Origin of the sequence: Bacillus halotolerans (assembly GCF_001517105.1) — a bacterium.
Taxonomy (GTDB): Bacteria; Bacillota; Bacilli; order Bacillales; family Bacillaceae; genus Bacillus; species Bacillus halotolerans.
Map to the genome: position 1 here is coordinate 1 of NZ_LPVF01000014.1, position 15,370 is coordinate 15,370.

Genomic DNA, 15,370 nt, shown 5'->3' on the forward strand with positions numbered 1-15,370 from the left:
ATGGATCGCAGATTAAATTCATCACATCCTGTGACAACATCTGCGTGACCTGCATCGTGCAGGCCTTAGTTTGACTGACTACGCACATCGCTGTGCGATTTTATAATAAAACTTGAATTAACAGGTACGTTTTGTCTTGTTTAGTTTTCAAAGATCATTTATGCCACTTAACGAAGCAGCTTTATTACTATAACATTCAGCTTCTTTTAAGTCAACACTTTTTTTAAAAGGGTTGATGAAGCTTTTATTTGTTGTCAGCTGTTCATCAGCGACGAATAATAATATAACACGGATATTATCAAATGGTCAATAACTAATTTAATCAGTTTTAAAGAGACTTTTTATCAGTTATATTCATTTGGCCAGGCACATAAGATGTAACACAAGAATGATGGACAAGATAAGGAGGCATCATCAGTGAATCACTTCTATGTGTGGCACATAAAACGCGTTAAACAATTTATCATTATACTTATCGCCGCATTTGCTGCAGCCAGCTTTTTTTATATCCAAAGAGCTGTCCCGCTCCCTGTATTTTCGACTGATAGCGGACCGAAAGCCATTTATAAAGGAGAAACAGATTCAAAAGACATTGCTCTTACCTTTGATATCAGCTGGGGGGATGAAAAAGCCGAGCCTATCCTTAATACCCTGAAAGCCAACGGTATCAAAAACGCTACGTTTTTTCTTTCCGCTTCTTGGGCCGAACGCCACCCGGACACGGTGGCTCGCATTGTAAAGGACGGCCATCAAATAGGGAGTATGGGTTATGCTTATAAAAACTATGCAAATCTAGAGGATAGTGAAATAAAAAAGGACATTAACCGTGCGAGGACTGCCTTTGAAAAATTAGGAATCAAAGACATACGGCTCCTAAGACCTCCTACTGGTCAGTTCAATAAAAATGTCCTATCAATCGCAAAGCAGTATAACTATACAGTCGTTCACTATAGTGTGAATTCCCATGACTGGACGAATCCAGGCGTTGAAAAAATCGTCGATAATGTAAACCGTCAAGTTTCAGGAGGAGACATTATTCTTTTACACGCCTCAGACTCAGCTAAACAAACAGAAGAGGCCCTGCCTGAGATTATCCATCATATGAGAGCAAAAGGTTTAAAAAATGTCAACGTGGGAGATCTCATTGCAAACACAGATGCTAAATCCGCCGAAGTAAAATAAATTATTTCGCTGCATACTTCGGCAGCATCAGCAATTGAAAAGCATTACACGCCATTAACGGAAAGAGCATTAAGTAAAGCCAGTCCTCATCATTTACTCTGAGCGCAGGAAACCATTCCAATGCAGTGATCACAACCATTAAAAATAAAGATGACACAAACGTTTTCTTTGAGGACTGCTTTTGTTTTATATACGCGGTAAGCAAACCGAAGATCAATAAAAATAACGGCAGCCAAGCATAGCCAGCCATTGACTCTCCTCTATCTCCGAAAAATAAAAACCGCACGTACATTAAATCAAAAGCGACAAACAGGATGAAAAACAGCTGCAGTAAATTCCATAAAGATGAAGATCTTAATATTTCGAGTGCAAACCGGTGAACTGTTAAAAACACGAAAAAGCCCATTTGACTGATGACACTAAAAATCATGCCGACACCGATAAACCAAAATAAAACAGAGAAAATCTGGCCCGCTTCAAAATTCAGAAACAGCTCCTTATATCCCCCCCATTTTAAAGCAAAACCCACAACACTCGTTACAACCGCTCCGACAGCTAAAATAGAAAAGAAAAAACGAACTAAGCCACGGCTTTTCATTTCTTTATTCAACCCCTCAAAAATCGCATATCGCGATATTTTGTTATGTATAATTCCAACCGGATGAATCATATTAAAAGTAAGATAAGTATGTGAAAGGAGCTTAAGCATGTCAAAAGCCAAAATGCTATTGATGGGCTGTTTTTTGATATTATCTGTAACAGCTTGCGCTCCAAAAGACCAAGCAGCGGATATGGATTATGATCAGACCAAAAAAATGGTTGTTGATATATTAAAAACAGATGATGGAAAGAAAGCAATTAAGGAATTATTAAACGATGATGCGATGAATGAAGCACTGGTGATTGATCAGGATGCCATTAAAGAAACAATAGAAAAAACACTCACCTCTAAAAAAGGTGCGGATTTTTGGAAAAACATCTTTGAAGACACTGAATTTGCGGAAAGCTTTGCTAAAACCCTTCAAACAGAGCATGAAAAAGTAATTAAAAAGCTGATGAAGGATCCGGATTACCAGAAAATGCTGATGAGTGTTATGCAGGACCCGGGAATGAATAAAAAATACAGCGAACTGGCAAAAAGCCAAGAATTCCGTAGTTATTTAGAACAAGTAATTACCGAAACACTTTCTAGTCCGCTTTACAAAAAACAGTTCGAAGATGAACTGAAAAAAGCAGCAGCAGAAACCGCTAAAGAAAGTGAGTAAAGGGAAGCCGGGATTAAAAAATCCCGGTTCGCCTTTTTATATTTGCACTTCTATTTTTTCAACGACTTTTTTTGCAATGTCATGATATATTTCACCGATTGGATGGCTTTCATCATAAACAGATGGAGCAAATTGGTCTTTATCCCAATCAGGCTGTTTTAACGGTATTCTGCCGAGCAAAGGCACTTTAAGCTCCTCAGCAAGTTTATCTCCGCCGCCTTTGCCAAAGACATATTCTCTTTCCCCGGTCTTTGCACTTTCATAATAAGCCATGTTCTCTATGACGCCAACGACCTCATGATCTGTTTTAATAGCCATAGACCCCGCTCTGGCCGCAACAAAGGCTGCAGTCGGGTGCGGCGTTGATACGATAATTTCTTTACTGCTCGGAAGCATCGTATGTACATCAAGTGCGACGTCCCCTGTTCCAGGCGGAAGATCGAGAACGATATAGTCTACTTCTCCCCATTCTACTTCGTGGAAAAAGTTGTTGAGCATCTTGCCCAGCATTGGCCCTCTCCAGACGACAGGAGCATTTTCTTCAACGAAGAAACCCATCGACATGACCTTTACACCGAAGCGTTCAACAGGAAGCAGTTTGTCTCCTTCAATTGTTGGACGCACTGTAATGCCCATCATATCCGGCACACTAAAGCCGTAGATATCCGCGTCAATTAAACCGACCTTTTTCCCAAGCCGAGCCAGAGAAATAGCAAGGTTCACTGACACAGTTGATTTGCCTACTCCGCCTTTTCCGCTCGCTACAGCAAGGAAAACCGGCGGGTTATCCATATTTAACAATGTTTTGTTCTCTGTTGACGGCGCCCGAAATTTCGCAACTGTTTCTTCAGGCAGCTCTTCAAATCGAAGGCCTACCGTCTCAGCGCCTGCCCCTTTTAAGACATTTACGATTTCTTGCTGAACCTGCATTTGTTCTGCTGTTCCGGTTTTTGCAAGAGCCACTTTTACACTGACATGCCGTTTTTCAGGCTTTATTCTTACTTCCTTAACGGCATCCAATTCTCCCAGAGGTCTTTGAAGAAAAGGTTCGCGCATTTCACCGACTAGTTTTCTTACTTCATCTTCTCTTATCATCGAACCTCACCCTTTTGTGTATTCGTTTACAAACATTATTATATCATACATAAACAGCGGGTGTCTTTTGCTTAGAACCATGAGAAAACCCTCCTTTACTCCGGAGGGTCGCCTTTTTCTGTAAAGTATCTCAATATTCCTTTATATATGGAAGATGCCACTTTGTCCTGATATTTCGGTTTCCCCAGCATCTTTGCTTCTCCAGGATTGGATAAAAAACCGACTTCCACAAGCGCACCTGGTTTTGTGACGTTTTGCATTAAATAAATACCATGAATTCGCTTTGCTTTTCGGGTTGTATTCTCCAGGTTTGTTCTCAACTCATCCTGAATGTATTTTGCAATTTTCTCGTTTTCCTCGTATTTTCCGTAATAAAAGCTTTGGGCTCCGCTCCATTTTTGTGACGGGATCGCATTAAGATGAATGCTAAGGTAGAGCTCAGCCTCTGAATTGTTAATTAAGCTCACTCGCTGTCTTAAGTCTTCCGCTTTTCGTTTACTATAGCCTCTTGTCCCTTCAGGAGCTAGATCGGTGTCACTTTCTCTAGTCATAATCACTAAGGCCCCTTGTTCCTGAAGATAATCCCTGACTCTGAAAGCCACTTCCAGGGTTATATCCTTCTCTAACAGCTTGCCGCCCACTGCCCCTCCATCCGGCCCGCCATGACCTGGATCAAGATAAATAATTTTCCCGCTCAAAGGCAGACTCCACGGATTCCAAGAATCGTTATTGCTGAATTGATACTTGAATAGAAACAGTAATACGATAAAGCCTAGCATAAAACTGAGCCATTTAAGCTTTTTCCTCATCCCTTCCCCTCCCGCTTGTCCGTTATTACATAAGTATGGGACAGGGTCGGGAAATATGATTAACGCATGCGAAGCTTACATTGTTTTTCTCTTTGGACAAACCCTTCTGTCCACCAGTCTTTGATGAATTTTCGCGCTGCTTCATATACTGTGTTTTTATCAAATGTTGCGTATTGCTCATGTGTCCAATGATAAAGGTATTCAAAAAACTCCATACGAAGCTCTTCTTCTTCCCTTGCAGAGCGGGCACTAACACTTTGCATAGATTCTCCATAATATCCGAAAACCCCGAAACGCCCGCCTAACAAATAAGCTTCTATCGCAAAATCAATACAGCCTTCAGTAATAACGTCCCTTTCATCCTGCAAAAATGGAAATAATGGAGTAAGACATGCCTTTACAGACTGAATGATTTGTCTAAGTGAGAGTTCTTTGAGCAAGTTTTTTTCTAATTCAAAATCCTTTTGGCGTTTCACATCTATAAAAGACAGTACCTGTGCCATACAAATTCACTCTCCTTTTACCGGTTATTTTGAGGTTTGGGAGGTGAAACCATGCCCGAATTCGGTTGGAAATTCGCCCAAATGAAGGTGTCGATAACTTGAACAGATTAAAATGAGTGTAAAAAAAGCAGCTTTCTACGGGACAGAGAACGTATGTTTGTTCACAAAAGCAGAGGCAGCACAATAATAAAAGGCAGCTCCCTCTAATAGGTCGCTGCCTTCATACTTTAATGCTTCTTGTTGCAGAATATGTATTAATGTATTGATCCAATACAAAACCGCCTTTATCTTCGTAAAAACCAGTGACAATAAAACCGGCATCGAGCTGTCCCTTAATTTGGTCTTCTAAGGAGTGCCCGAATTCCAGAGCTTCATTATTTTCAATCAGCTTTTTCACCTTATGTTTTGGAAGGTCTTCTGAGTCGGCGTATGGAATGGAGTGCTTTACTTTTAAAACGCCCTGCTCTTCTAATTCAATGTCAAACAGAAAAACAACTGGATTAACAAATCCTGAAATTAAAACGCCATTTCTTTTCAGCACGCGGTTCGCTTCTTTCCAAACCGGAAGGATATCTTCAACAAAAACATTGGAAACCGGATGTACGATGAAATCAAATGATTCATCTTCAAATTGACTGAGATCATCCATACTTCCTTTCACGGTGCGTATGGTCAAGCCGTCGCGATCAGCAACCATTCTGTCCTGTCCCAGCTGCTGTTCTGAGTTATCTAAGACGGTGACTTCCGCTCCGGCTGCCGCTAAAACCGGGGCCTGCTGTCCGCCTCCTGAAGCCAAACAAAGCACCTTCAGGCCTTTTACAGGAGGAAACCAATCCTTTGGCACATTTTTCATAGGGGTTAACCTTATATCCCAATTCCCTTTTTTCGCTTGTTCAATGACATACCGCTCTACAGCAACAGTCCATTCATTGCCTGTCTCTACTTTTTGATCCCAGGCTTTGCTATTATGATCTACTAACGCATTCATGAATCGTTCTCCTTACTTTAGTGTTTAGAGTATAACAAATATTTCTAGATTGATACCGCTTTCCCTTTGCATATTCAGAAAAAAATTCATAAAACCGCAATAAATTAACAAAGGAGATATGTGATTTTATTGCTAATGATTATAATATCACTTTTTCAAATCAAATTAATGGAAAAGCACTTGATGCCGGCATTACGCTTTTCATTGCCCTAAGGCATTTGAACACTTATGTAAGACTCACTCCAGCACTAGACGTTTCTTTCTGCGATGCGAATTGGTATTTGAACGATTCCGTGTTTCCAAAAACGATTTGAAAATCCTTCAATTTGTGATAACAAACCATTTTAGCGATAAATGCGTATGCCATTTGCAAAGGACGTTTGAATGCAGCACGCAGAGGCGCACTATTAATCAAGATGTTGATACACCAACCATAGGGTTTAAATTCATTGTTCGTTTACAGGGGCTCAACATAGATCATTGAAGCACTTGAAAGGTGACACATTTTGGGCTGGTAGCCTGAAAAGCTTAAGCTATTCGGAACCTTGTGGGAAAGACCAGCTTTTAAAGACGGTCGTTTTATAAAACAAAAAACGGATGCCTGTTTAATCGCTTCTGCTTTAATTCTTAAAAGAAAATAAAAAAAGCCCCCAACCCATGGTTGAGAGCTTTGAAACGTAAAATTAACGTTTTGAGAACTGAGGTGCACGACGAGCGCCTTTAAGACCGTATTTTTTACGTTCTTTCATACGAGCGTCACGAGTCAGAAGACCTGCACGCTTAAGTGTTGCACGGTATTCTGGATCTGCTTCAAGCAAAGCACGAGCGATACCATGACGGATTGCTCCAGCTTGACCAGATAAGCCGCCTCCATGTACGTTTACTAAAACATCATAAGTGCCAGCTGTTTCAGTCAAAGTTAATGGTTGTTTGATATCTTCGATTAGAGCTGGAGATGGGATGTGCTCGCTGATTTCACGATTATTAACGACGATACGACCTTCTCCTGGAACTAAGCGCACACGCGCTACAGAACTTTTACGACGGCCAGTACCGTAATATTGAACCTGTGCCAAATTGGTAACCTCCTTTTTAATTAACCGCGAAGTTCGTAAACTTCAGGTTTTTGTGCTTCATGTGGATGCTCAGAACCACGGTATACGTTCAATTTTTTGAACATTTGACGACCTAGAGAACCTTTTGGAAGCATGCCTTTGATAGCAAGCTCAAGCATTTTCTCAGGGTAGTTTGTACGCATTTCAAGAGCAGTTCTTGATTTTAATCCGCCTGGATGTTGAGTGTGACGGTAGTAGATTTTGTCAGTTAACTTTTTACCAGTTAACTCGATTTTCTCAGCGTTGATGATGATCACATGATCTCCTGTATCAACGTGTGGTGTGTAAGTTGGTTTGTGTTTTCCGCGAAGGATAGCTGCAACTTCTGAAGAAAGACGGCCTAAAGTCTTGCCAGCAGCATCAACAACTAACCACTTGCGTTCAATAGTACTTGCGTTAGCCATAGGTGTTGTACGCATTGAATTTCCCTCCTAAATGATCTGTCATTTTCAATAAACTTCGATTACGTTCTATTTCACAACACAATAAGTTCCGGGGCTTATCGTGGGGTTGAAATACATACCATATGATATCTTATAACTTTATGCAGACTCTGTCAAGAAAATATTATACACCTGGTTTAGTTGTCATAGTAAACGTTCCATAAGTACAGTCCGTGTCCCGGTGCTGTGCGCCCTGCTGCTTCGCGGTTCTTCGCTTCCAGCATGGATTTCACATCATCGGGAGAAATTTTTCCAATACCTGCATCCAGCAAAGTACCCGCAATAATTCTGACCATATTATATAGGAAGCCGCTGCCTGTGATCCGCATTTGCAGGCCGCCATCAGTCTCAGTCCACTCGAGTTCGTAAATCGTTCTCACTTTGTCCTGCACTTCCGTTTTAGCCGCACAAAAGCTTGTAAAATCATGTGTTCCTAAAAGATGCTTTGCCGCTTCTCTCATGTTCTGCACATTGAGGCGATATGAAAAATGGTAAGCGTAATGCCGTTTAAATACGTCCGGGTGTTTCTCCGTGTATACAAAGTAGCGATATTCCTTTTTAACTGCGCTAAATCGTGCATGGAACCCATCATCCGCAATTTCTGCCGTTTTGACTGCAATATCGTCCGGAAGCAGTGCATTTAAAGCATATGGCCATCTCTCAGCCGGAATAGAGAGCGGTGTATCAAAATGAATCACCTGTCCGGCTGCATGAACCCCGCTGTCCGTCCTTCCAGAGGAAACGACCGGAATTCTGTCTTTTGACTTATGCAGGACAGCCAGCGCCTTCTCCAGCTCATCCTGAACCGTTCTTTTACCCGGCTGTACTTGATATCCTTTAAACAAATGTCCGTCATAAGAAATCGTGCATTTCAGTCTCATAAAGCACCTCTAAGCCCTTAAGAAAAATAACAGAACAGCCAATATGAACAAGCTGACGATGACAGAAGTATCCTTTGCCGTCCATACAAGCTTTCTGTATTTAGTGCGTCCCTCTCCGCCTTGATAGCCTCTTGCTTCCATTGCAACCGCAAGCTCTTCAGCACGCTTAAACGCGCTGACAAAGAGTGGGACTAGCAGCGGCACAATTGCCTTCACTCTGTCTTTAAGCGGTCCGCTTGTAAAATCCACGCCTCTCGCCATCTGAGCCTTCATAATCTTATCTGTCTCCTCCATCAAGGTTGGGATAAACCGTAAAGAGATCGACATCATAAGAGCCAGCTCATGAACAGGAAGCTTCAATTTTTTAAATGGGTTGAGCAGCTGTTCCATCCCATCGGTAATCTCAATAGGTGTTGTTGTCAGCGTTAATAGAGTTGTCATTAAAATCAGATAGACGAACCTAAGGGAAATAAAAATCCCTTGTACCAAACCGCCCTCATAGATCTTGAAAAAGCCAAGTTCAAAAATGACTGGCCCTTCATGTGTCATGATAATATGAAGCAGGAACGTAAAAAGAACAATCCAGATGATCGGCTTTAGCCCTTTCATCAAAAAGGAAAAAGGAACTCTAGTTAAGGAAACAACGCCTGCTGTAAATAAACCAAGCAGCGCATATGTCTGCACATTATTGGCCAGGAAAACGATACAGACAAACAAAAAGATCGTAACCAATTTTGTTCTTGGGTCAAGCCGGTGCACAAGTGAAGAACCCGGCACATACTTGCCGATAATCATGCTGTCCATCATAAGGTTTTTCCCCCCTGAAAAAGAGCACGGATTTCAGCAGCGGCATCTTCTATTGTGAGCAGAGGCTCTTTAAATTTGACATCAAGTGCGGCTTCCAGCTGTCTTTGGAATTTAATCGTTTCTGGAAGATCCAGCCCCCAGCCGGCCATTTCTTCCCCTTTTGAGAACAGGTCTCGCGGACTGCCTGATGCCTGGATAGTTCCTTTATGCATCACGATCATTTTATCAGCATAGGCAGCCGCATCTTCCATGCTGTGGGTGACAAGAATTGTCGTCAGGTTTCCCCGTTGGTGGAGCTCATAAAACATGTCCATGATCTCTTTTCGCCCTCTTGGATCCAGCCCTGCTGTCGGCTCATCGAGAACAAGCACTTCAGGATCCATTGCAAGCACCCCGGCAATTGCAACCCTGCGCATTTGTCCTCCGCTTAATTCAAAAGGTGATCTTTCCAGAAGCTCTTCAGATAAACCTACAAGCTTCAGCATCTCTCTCGCTTTTTGTTCAGCGTCTTCCTTTTTTACACCAAAGTTCATCGGTCCAAATGAAATATCTTTGAGAACTGTTTCTTCGAATAATTGATGTTCGGGGAATTGGAAAACGATTCCGACTTTTTTTCGGAGGGATTTAAGCTCTTTATTCTTTTTTCCTGCCTGTATAACGGTATTGCCTAATGAAATATGCCCCTTTGTAGGCTTCAGGAGACCATTCAGATGCTGAAGAAGAGTGGATTTACCGGAGCCTGTATGCCCTATTACGGCCACATAGCTGCCTTCCTTAATCGATGCATTGATATCATACAGGGCAAGGCGCTCAAACGGCGTCTTTATCTGATAGCGATGCTCTACATCTTTGATTGTAATGTCCATAGCTCGTTCACCAGCCCTTCCTGAGTCAAATGATTTTCTTCCAAAGCCAGTCCATTTTCTCTTAAGAGCTGGCTGAGCTGGAATGAGAAGGGTAAATCAAGCCCGATTCGAACAAGTTCCTTATTCAATTTGAAAATTTCTTCAGGCGTACCCTCAGCATATTTCTTACCGCCATTCATGACAATGATTCTGTCAGCTTTTGCTGCCTCATTCAGATCATGTGTAATCGAAATGACAGTTGCCATGCCTTGCTCTTTTAAATGTCTTACCGTTTCAAGCACTTCTTCTCGCCCTATCGGGTCAAGCATGGATGTTGCTTCATCTAAGATAATAATATCAGGACGTGCGGCAATAATCCCTGCTATCGCAACTCTCTGCTTTTGGCCTCCGGAGAGATGGTGCGGCTCTTGATCAAGAAAATCCTGCATGTTGACCTGTTTGACAGCCCAATCTACTCTCTCAATCATTTCTTCCCGCGGTACACCATTGTTTTCTAAACCAAAAGCCACATCATCGCGAACTGTCGTTCCGACAAATTGGTTATCCGGATTTTGAAAGACCATTCCAATCTTCTTACGCACTTCCCACACTGACTCCTCTGTCAGTTGAATTCCAGCAACCTTTATGTCGCCTGATTCAGGAAGGATTAAACCATTCAATGCCCGGGCCAGTGTTGATTTCCCTGAACCGTTATGACCCACAATTGCAAGCCATTCACCCTCATACACCTGCAGGGAGACGCTATCTAGTGCTCGTCTTTCTGCGTCTTTCCGATATCGAAAAACGATATCCTCTACCGATATCAACTGATTTTGATTCACGGACAACCGGCCTCCTCTCAGCTCATACTCTGCTTGTCTCTCTATTGAAAAAGTTGCAGTATCTAAAAAAAGGGCATAGATCCAGTTAGAAACTGTCCCGCCCTTCTTTAGATACACAAAAATATGTGATTAAACCAATTCGATAATTGCCATTGGTGCTCCGTCACCACGGCGAGGACCAAGCTTCATAATACGTGTGTATCCACCTTGGCGCTCCTCGTAACGAGTTGCAATGTCAGAGAATAATTTTTGAAGTGCATCTTGGTTATTTTCTTCGTTAGCAACCTCGTTGCGGATGTATGCAGCAGCTTGACGGCGAGCGTGAAGATCACCGCGTTTGCCAAGCGTGATCATTTTTTCAACTACAGAGCGAAGTTCTTTCGCACGTGTTTCAGTTGTTTCGATTCTTTCGTTGATGATCAAATCAGTTGTAAGATCACGAAGCATAGCCTTACGCTGTGCACTCGTACGTCCTAGTTTTCTGTATGACATGTGATGTCCCCTCCTTTATTGGAATGCTTTTTCTGAATTATAAACACACGAAAATCCTAGTTCACAAGGGAAACTAGTCAATCGTCTTTGCGAAGTCCGAGTCCAAGTTCTTCTAGTTTCGCTTTCACTTCTTCAAGTGATTTACGTCCTAGATTACGAACTTTCATCATATCTTCTTCCGTCTTGTTCGCAAGCTCTTGAACCGTGTTGATACCCGCACGCTTTAAGCAGTTGTAAGAACGAACAGAAAGATCCAATTCTTCAATCGTCATTTCAAGAACTTTCTCTTTTTGATCTTCTTCTTTTTCAACCATGATTTCAGCATGCTGAGCTTCGTCAGTTAAACCAACGAATATATTAAGGTGTTCAGTTAAAATCTTTGAACCAAGCGCAATCGCTTCTTTAGGTCCAGTGCTTCCATCAGTCCAAACATCAAGTGTAAGTTTGTCATAGTTTGCAACCTGGCCTACACGAGTGTTCTCTACTTGATAAGATACACGAGAAACTGGCGTATAGATTGAATCGATCGGAATCACGCCGATAGGCTGATCGTCTCTTTTGTTTGCGTCAGCAGGCGTATACCCACGTCCTCTTTGAGCAGTAAGGCGAACTCGGAAACTCGCATTCTCACCAAGAGTCGCGATATGAAGATCAGGATTTAAGATCTCTACATCACTATCGTGTGTAATATCAGCTGCTGTTACAGTTCCATTACCCTGTACATCAATTTCTAGCGTCTTCTCTTCATCAGAGTAGATTTTCAATGCAAGCTTTTTAATGTTTAAGATAATCGTTGTAACATCTTCCACAACGCCTTCAATTGTCGAGAATTCGTGCAGTACACCATCTATCTGGATTGATGTTACAGCGGCACCAGGGAGTGAGGATAAGAGGATACGACGTAAGGAGTTACCCAGAGTTGTACCATATCCACGCTCAAGTGGCTCTACGACAAACTTACCAAATTTGGCATCGTCGCTGATTTCAACCGTTTCGATTTTTGGTTTTTCAATCTCGATCATTACTTAAAACCCTCCTTCAAAACGTCGAAACCTCGAATAGAATCATATGAGATTCCATCCGAAATTCCCCATTGTTTAGTCCCGTATGTGCTCAGGCAACGAGTCGGTGCATTCGTTTAATAAATAACTGTATCATAACCCATTATTGACAGGGACACAAAATCTATACAAACAAATTACACGCGGCGACGTTTTGGTGGACGGCATCCGTTATGAGGAACAGGAGTTACGTCTCTGATAGCAGTGACTTCTAATCCAGCAGCTTGAAGCGCACGGATAGCAGCTTCACGACCTGAACCAGGGCCTTTTACAGTAACCTCAAGAGTTTTAAGTCCATGTTCGATTGAACCTTTAGCAGCTGTTTCTGCAGCCATTTGTGCAGCAAAAGGAGTAGATTTACGAGAACCTCTGAATCCTAGAGCTCCGGCACTAGACCAAGAAAGAGCATTACCATGAGTGTCAGTGATCGTAACGATCGTGTTATTGAAAGTTGAACGAATATGAGCAATTCCAGACTCAATATTCTTTTTCACGCGACGTTTACGCGTGTTAGATTTACGAGCAGCAGCCATTGTTTAGGTACCTCCCTTACTTATTTTTTCTTGTTAGCTACAGTACGACGCGGACCTTTACGAGTACGCGCATTGTTTTTAGAGTTTTGTCCGCGAACAGGCAAACCTCTGCGATGACGGATTCCGCGGTAGCTTCCGATTTCGATCAGACGCTTAATGTTAAGAGAAACTTCACGGCGAAGGTCACCTTCTACTTTCAGTTTGTCAATAACATCACGGATTTTACCAAGTTCTTCTTCAGTAAGATCACGCACACGAGTATCTTCTGAAACACCAGCCTCTTTCAAGACTTGCTGAGCCGTTGTGCGGCCAATTCCGAAGACATATGTTAAAGAAATAACAACACGTTTGTCACGTGGGATATCTACACCAGCAATACGAGCCATTCTCTGGGCACCTCCTTATAAATTATCCTTGTTTTTGTTTATGCTTTGGATTTTCACAGATCACCATTACTTTTCCTTTTCTGCGAATAACTTTGCATTTTTCACAGATTGGTTTAACTGATGGTCTCACTTTCATGTGTTTCCAACCTCCTTCAGTTTCCGGAGTGCTTTATTTGTAACGGTACGTAATCCTGCCACGAGTTAAGTCATATGGAGATAATTCTACCGTAACTTTGTCTCCAGGTAAAATGCGAATGAAGTGCATGCGGATTTTACCAGATACGTGAGCCAAAACAGTGTGTCCATTTTCGAGTTCAACTTTGAACATCGCGTTTGGCAATGTTTCGACTATCGTACCTTCCACTTCAATTACATCGTCTTTCGCCATTCAAGTGTTCTCCCTTCTTCAAATCAGTAACTTGCTTTCTGACAAATTTCAAAAGAGAAAATCTCAGTTTTCCGTTTGTCACACGCCCTGTTTCGTTTATACTGTTCTGAACTTCCGGAGATACGCAATCATAAAGGGTTAAATGATTGATATTCTATTTCTTAGGAGAATGAAATGTACGCTTTTCTCCGTCTGCTATTAGTACATGATGATTACAATTCCACCGACAACGGCAAGATGAATTCGCTCCTGCCAATGTTAAACCGAACCTTCTGCCCTATCAAGCCGGAAAAACATCTGCCTTCGGAATTAAGTCATCATCTAGACTTTTGTCAGTATATCAAAACCCGTTTCCGTAATCGCAATTGTATGTTCAAAATGAGCACACTTTTTCCCATCTACCGTTACAACCGTCCAGTTATCAGCCAAAGTTTTCACATAGCGGCTGCCAGCGTTCACCATAGGTTCAATAGCGAGAACCATGCCAGGTTTGAGTCGTGGTCCTTTGTTCGGCGGACCGTAATGAGGAATTTGCGGGTCCTCATGCAAGTCTTGACCAACACCATGTCCGACATACTCCCTAACAACTGAAAACTGCTCATTTTCGACATACGTTTGTATTGCGTGGGAAATATTCGACAAACGTTCACCTGGTTTTGCTTCCTGCAAGCCTTTATATAAAGATTCCTCTGTCACATCCAGAAGTTTTTTATCATCATCACTGATGTTTCCTACCGGATATGTCCATGCAGAGTCACCATGATAACCATTTAATTTAGCACCGATATCAATACTGATGATGTCACCGTCACGCAGCACCCTGTTGCCAGGAATGCCGTGAACGAGCTCTTCATTCACTGATACGCAAATGCTCCCGCGAAACCCATTATACCCCTTAAAAGATGGGATTGCACCCTGCTTCTTAATAAAACGTTCGGCAATTTGATCCAATTCTTTTGTCGAGATTCCTGGTTTAATGTGCTTTTTTAACTCTTCGTGAGTCAAAGCCACGATTCGCCCTGCTTCCCGCATGATACCAAGTTCACGTGGGGTTTTACAGATAATCATTTTTTTAATCCTCCAAGAAGATCCTTCACATCTGCATAAACATCTTGAATGTCCTGCTGGCCATTCACGTTTACAAGATAACCTTTCTCAGAATAGAAATCGAGTAAAGGCTGAGTCTGCTTCATGTTTACCTCAAGCCGTTTAGAGACTGTTTCCTCATTATCATCTGCCCGTTGATAGAGTTCGCCTCCGTCTTTATCACAAACACCCGGCGTTTTCGGCGGATTAAAGACTAAATGATAGGTTGTGCCGCAAACACTGCAAATTCTGCGTCCAGTCAGACGTTCCATTAAAGAATCTTTATCAACTTTAATGTTAATGACATAATCAATCGGCTTGCCGTATTCTTCAAGAATTTCTTCAAGAGCTTCGGCTTGAGCGACTGTTCGCGGAAATCCGTCCAGAAGAAAACCTCTTTCACAATCATCTTTGCCAAGTCTTTCTTTGACAATTCCAATTGTGACTTCATCAGGTACGAGCTCACCCTTATCAATATAAGATTTTGCTTCGAGTCCGAGTGATGTTTCCTCTTTCATAGCAGCACGGAACATATCTCCTGTTGAGATGTGAGGTATTCCATAATCCTCAACAATTCGTTCGCCCTGTGTACCTTTACCGGCACCAGGAAGCCCCATTAAGACTAAGTTCATTCGGATTTCCCCCGTCC

The 15,370-nt window shown here is 42.1% G+C and carries 21 protein-coding genes and 1 pseudogene; 2 read left to right on the forward strand and 20 right to left on the reverse strand.

Going from position 1 to position 15,370, the window contains the following annotated elements:
• Positions 1 to 417: 417 nt before the first annotated feature.
• Complete coding sequence (gene pdaB / locus AU387_RS19860; protein ID WP_059336697.1) at positions 418 to 1,182, forward strand: polysaccharide deacetylase family sporulation protein PdaB; 765 nt, start codon at positions 418 to 420, stop codon at positions 1,180 to 1,182.
• Position 1,183: 1 nt separating this feature from the next.
• On the opposite strand, the gene kbaA is transcribed toward pdaB, so the two are convergent.
• Positions 1,184 to 1,780 (reverse strand): KinB-signaling pathway activation protein, encoded by a 597-nt coding sequence (gene kbaA, locus AU387_RS19865; protein ID WP_059336699.1) that lies wholly within the window; start codon positions 1,778 to 1,780, stop codon positions 1,184 to 1,186.
• A gap of 109 nt (positions 1,781 to 1,889) precedes the next feature.
• Between kbaA and gerD the strand changes: the two genes are divergently transcribed.
• The gene (gene gerD / locus AU387_RS19870; RefSeq protein WP_059336701.1) at positions 1,890 to 2,447 is read left to right on the forward strand and encodes a spore germination lipoprotein GerD; all 558 of its coding nucleotides are present in this window, start codon (positions 1,890 to 1,892) and stop codon (positions 2,445 to 2,447) included.
• A gap of 36 nt (positions 2,448 to 2,483) precedes the next feature.
• Here gerD and salA read toward each other — a convergent pair whose 3' ends face one another.
• The 19 genes and pseudogenes from salA to AU387_RS19960 all read right to left on the reverse strand — a co-directional run bounded on the left by salA (position 2,484) and on the right by AU387_RS19960 (position 15,353).
• Positions 2,484 to 3,542, reverse strand: a complete 1,059-nt coding sequence (gene salA / locus AU387_RS19875) for an iron-sulfur carrier protein/transcriptional regulator SalA (RefSeq protein ID WP_059336702.1) — start codon at positions 3,540 to 3,542, stop codon at positions 2,484 to 2,486.
• 95 nt (positions 3,543 to 3,637) lie between these two features.
• Entirely contained in the window at positions 3,638 to 4,351 is a 714-nt protein-coding gene (cwlD, locus tag AU387_RS19880; RefSeq protein WP_059336704.1) for an N-acetylmuramoyl-L-alanine amidase CwlD, read from the reverse strand.
• Between the two features lie 59 nt (positions 4,352 to 4,410).
• Positions 4,411 to 4,854 (reverse strand): YbaK family protein, encoded by a 444-nt coding sequence (locus AU387_RS19885; protein ID WP_059336706.1) that lies wholly within the window; start codon positions 4,852 to 4,854, stop codon positions 4,411 to 4,413.
• A gap of 220 nt (positions 4,855 to 5,074) precedes the next feature.
• Positions 5,075 to 5,842: a class I SAM-dependent methyltransferase gene (locus AU387_RS19890; protein ID WP_059336707.1), complete on the reverse strand. Its 768-nt coding sequence runs from the start codon at positions 5,840 to 5,842 to the stop codon at positions 5,075 to 5,077.
• Between the two features lie 683 nt (positions 5,843 to 6,525).
• Positions 6,526 to 6,918 carry a 30S ribosomal protein S9 gene (gene rpsI / locus AU387_RS19895; RefSeq protein ID WP_003225846.1) on the reverse strand — a complete coding sequence of 131 codons (393 nt, stop codon included), beginning with the start codon at positions 6,916 to 6,918 and terminating at the stop codon, positions 6,526 to 6,528.
• A gap of 20 nt (positions 6,919 to 6,938) precedes the next feature.
• Positions 6,939 to 7,376, reverse strand: coding sequence for a 50S ribosomal protein L13 (gene rplM / locus AU387_RS19900; RefSeq protein ID WP_003241966.1), 438 nt, complete (start codon positions 7,374 to 7,376; stop codon positions 6,939 to 6,941).
• 161 nt (positions 7,377 to 7,537) lie between these two features.
• The gene (gene truA / locus AU387_RS19905; RefSeq protein WP_059336709.1) at positions 7,538 to 8,281 is read right to left on the reverse strand and encodes a tRNA pseudouridine(38-40) synthase TruA; all 744 of its coding nucleotides are present in this window, start codon (positions 8,279 to 8,281) and stop codon (positions 7,538 to 7,540) included.
• Positions 8,282 to 8,290: 9 nt separating this feature from the next.
• A complete protein-coding gene (locus AU387_RS19910) occupies positions 8,291 to 9,088 on the reverse strand; it encodes an energy-coupling factor transporter transmembrane component T family protein (RefSeq protein WP_059336710.1) in 798 nt (265 codons plus the stop codon).
• Positions 9,085 to 9,954 carry an energy-coupling factor ABC transporter ATP-binding protein gene (locus tag AU387_RS19915; protein ID WP_059291700.1) on the reverse strand — a complete coding sequence of 290 codons (870 nt, stop codon included), beginning with the start codon at positions 9,952 to 9,954 and terminating at the stop codon, positions 9,085 to 9,087. The genes AU387_RS19910 and AU387_RS19915 overlap by 4 nt, the downstream gene beginning before the upstream one ends.
• The gene (locus tag AU387_RS19920) at positions 9,930 to 10,775 is read right to left on the reverse strand and encodes an energy-coupling factor ABC transporter ATP-binding protein (RefSeq protein ID WP_010332784.1); all 846 of its coding nucleotides are present in this window, start codon (positions 10,773 to 10,775) and stop codon (positions 9,930 to 9,932) included. The genes AU387_RS19915 and AU387_RS19920 overlap by 25 nt, the downstream gene beginning before the upstream one ends.
• Positions 10,776 to 10,904: 129 nt before the next feature.
• The gene (rplQ, locus tag AU387_RS19925) at positions 10,905 to 11,267 is read right to left on the reverse strand and encodes a 50S ribosomal protein L17 (protein ID WP_003225836.1); all 363 of its coding nucleotides are present in this window, start codon (positions 11,265 to 11,267) and stop codon (positions 10,905 to 10,907) included.
• Between the two features lie 77 nt (positions 11,268 to 11,344).
• On the reverse strand, positions 11,345 to 12,289 hold the full coding sequence (locus tag AU387_RS19930; RefSeq protein WP_059291699.1) for a DNA-directed RNA polymerase subunit alpha: 945 nt from the start codon (positions 12,287 to 12,289) through the stop codon (positions 11,345 to 11,347).
• Positions 12,290 to 12,465: 176 nt separating this feature from the next.
• The gene (gene rpsK, locus AU387_RS19935) at positions 12,466 to 12,861 is read right to left on the reverse strand and encodes a 30S ribosomal protein S11 (protein ID WP_010332782.1); all 396 of its coding nucleotides are present in this window, start codon (positions 12,859 to 12,861) and stop codon (positions 12,466 to 12,468) included.
• A 20-nt stretch (positions 12,862 to 12,881) separates the two neighbouring features.
• Entirely contained in the window at positions 12,882 to 13,247 is a 366-nt protein-coding gene (rpsM, locus tag AU387_RS19940; RefSeq protein ID WP_003156545.1) for a 30S ribosomal protein S13, read from the reverse strand.
• Between the two features lie 22 nt (positions 13,248 to 13,269).
• On the reverse strand, positions 13,270 to 13,383 hold the full coding sequence (rpmJ, locus tag AU387_RS19945; RefSeq protein WP_003156543.1) for a 50S ribosomal protein L36: 114 nt from the start codon (positions 13,381 to 13,383) through the stop codon (positions 13,270 to 13,272).
• 33 nt (positions 13,384 to 13,416) lie between these two features.
• A complete protein-coding gene (gene infA, locus AU387_RS19950; RefSeq protein ID WP_003156508.1) occupies positions 13,417 to 13,635 on the reverse strand; it encodes a translation initiation factor IF-1 in 219 nt (72 codons plus the stop codon).
• Positions 13,613 to 13,849 (reverse strand): annotated as a pseudogene (locus tag AU387_RS22175) (KOW domain-containing RNA-binding protein); the annotation flags it as partial. The pseudogene AU387_RS22175 and the gene infA, both read right to left, overlap by 23 nt.
• A gap of 107 nt (positions 13,850 to 13,956) precedes the next feature.
• Complete coding sequence (map, locus tag AU387_RS19955; RefSeq protein ID WP_059291698.1) at positions 13,957 to 14,703, reverse strand: type I methionyl aminopeptidase; 747 nt, start codon at positions 14,701 to 14,703, stop codon at positions 13,957 to 13,959.
• Positions 14,700 to 15,353, reverse strand: a complete 654-nt coding sequence (locus AU387_RS19960; RefSeq protein ID WP_010332780.1) for an adenylate kinase — start codon at positions 15,351 to 15,353, stop codon at positions 14,700 to 14,702. Before AU387_RS19960 ends, map begins: the two co-directional genes overlap by 4 nt.
• Positions 15,354 to 15,370 lie beyond the last annotated feature (17 nt).

Excerpts from the sequence above, each read along its gene's own strand:
- rpsK (WP_010332782.1), bottom strand. The coding sequence starts at position 12,861 with ATGGCTGCTGCTCGTAAATCTAACACGCGTAAACGTCGCGTGAAAAAG.
- AU387_RS19890 (WP_059336707.1), bottom strand. The coding sequence starts at position 5,842 with ATGAATGCGTTAGTAGATCATAATAGCAAAGCCTGGGATCAAAAAGTA.
- rpsM (WP_003156545.1), bottom strand. The coding sequence starts at position 13,247 with ATGGCTCGTATTGCTGGTGTAGATATCCCACGTGACAAACGTGTTGTT.
- gerD (WP_059336701.1), top strand. The coding sequence starts at position 1,890 with ATGTCAAAAGCCAAAATGCTATTGATGGGCTGTTTTTTGATATTATCT.
- cwlD (WP_059336704.1), bottom strand. The coding sequence starts at position 4,351 with ATGAGGAAAAAGCTTAAATGGCTCAGTTTTATGCTAGGCTTTATCGTA.
- AU387_RS19960 (WP_010332780.1), bottom strand. The coding sequence starts at position 15,353 with ATGAACTTAGTCTTAATGGGGCTTCCTGGTGCCGGTAAAGGTACACAG.
- AU387_RS19930 (WP_059291699.1), bottom strand. The coding sequence starts at position 12,289 with ATGATCGAGATTGAAAAACCAAAAATCGAAACGGTTGAAATCAGCGAC.
- rplQ (WP_003225836.1), bottom strand. The coding sequence starts at position 11,267 with ATGTCATACAGAAAACTAGGACGTACGAGTGCACAGCGTAAGGCTATG.
- kbaA (WP_059336699.1), bottom strand. The coding sequence starts at position 1,780 with ATGAAAAGCCGTGGCTTAGTTCGTTTTTTCTTTTCTATTTTAGCTGTC.
- AU387_RS19910 (WP_059336710.1), bottom strand. The coding sequence starts at position 9,088 with ATGATGGACAGCATGATTATCGGCAAGTATGTGCCGGGTTCTTCACTT.
- salA (WP_059336702.1), bottom strand. The coding sequence starts at position 3,542 with ATGATAAGAGAAGATGAAGTAAGAAAACTAGTCGGTGAAATGCGCGAA.
- infA (WP_003156508.1), bottom strand. The coding sequence starts at position 13,635 with ATGGCGAAAGACGATGTAATTGAAGTGGAAGGTACGATAGTCGAAACA.
- rpmJ (WP_003156543.1), bottom strand. The coding sequence starts at position 13,383 with ATGAAAGTGAGACCATCAGTTAAACCAATCTGTGAAAAATGCAAAGTT.
- map (WP_059291698.1), bottom strand. The coding sequence starts at position 14,703 with ATGATTATCTGTAAAACCCCACGTGAACTTGGTATCATGCGGGAAGCA.
- rplM (WP_003241966.1), bottom strand. The coding sequence starts at position 7,376 with ATGCGTACAACACCTATGGCTAACGCAAGTACTATTGAACGCAAGTGG.
- truA (WP_059336709.1), bottom strand. The coding sequence starts at position 8,281 with ATGAGACTGAAATGCACGATTTCTTATGACGGACATTTGTTTAAAGGA.
- AU387_RS19915 (WP_059291700.1), bottom strand. The coding sequence starts at position 9,954 with ATGGACATTACAATCAAAGATGTAGAGCATCGCTATCAGATAAAGACG.
- AU387_RS19885 (WP_059336706.1), bottom strand. The coding sequence starts at position 4,854 with ATGGCACAGGTACTGTCTTTTATAGATGTGAAACGCCAAAAGGATTTT.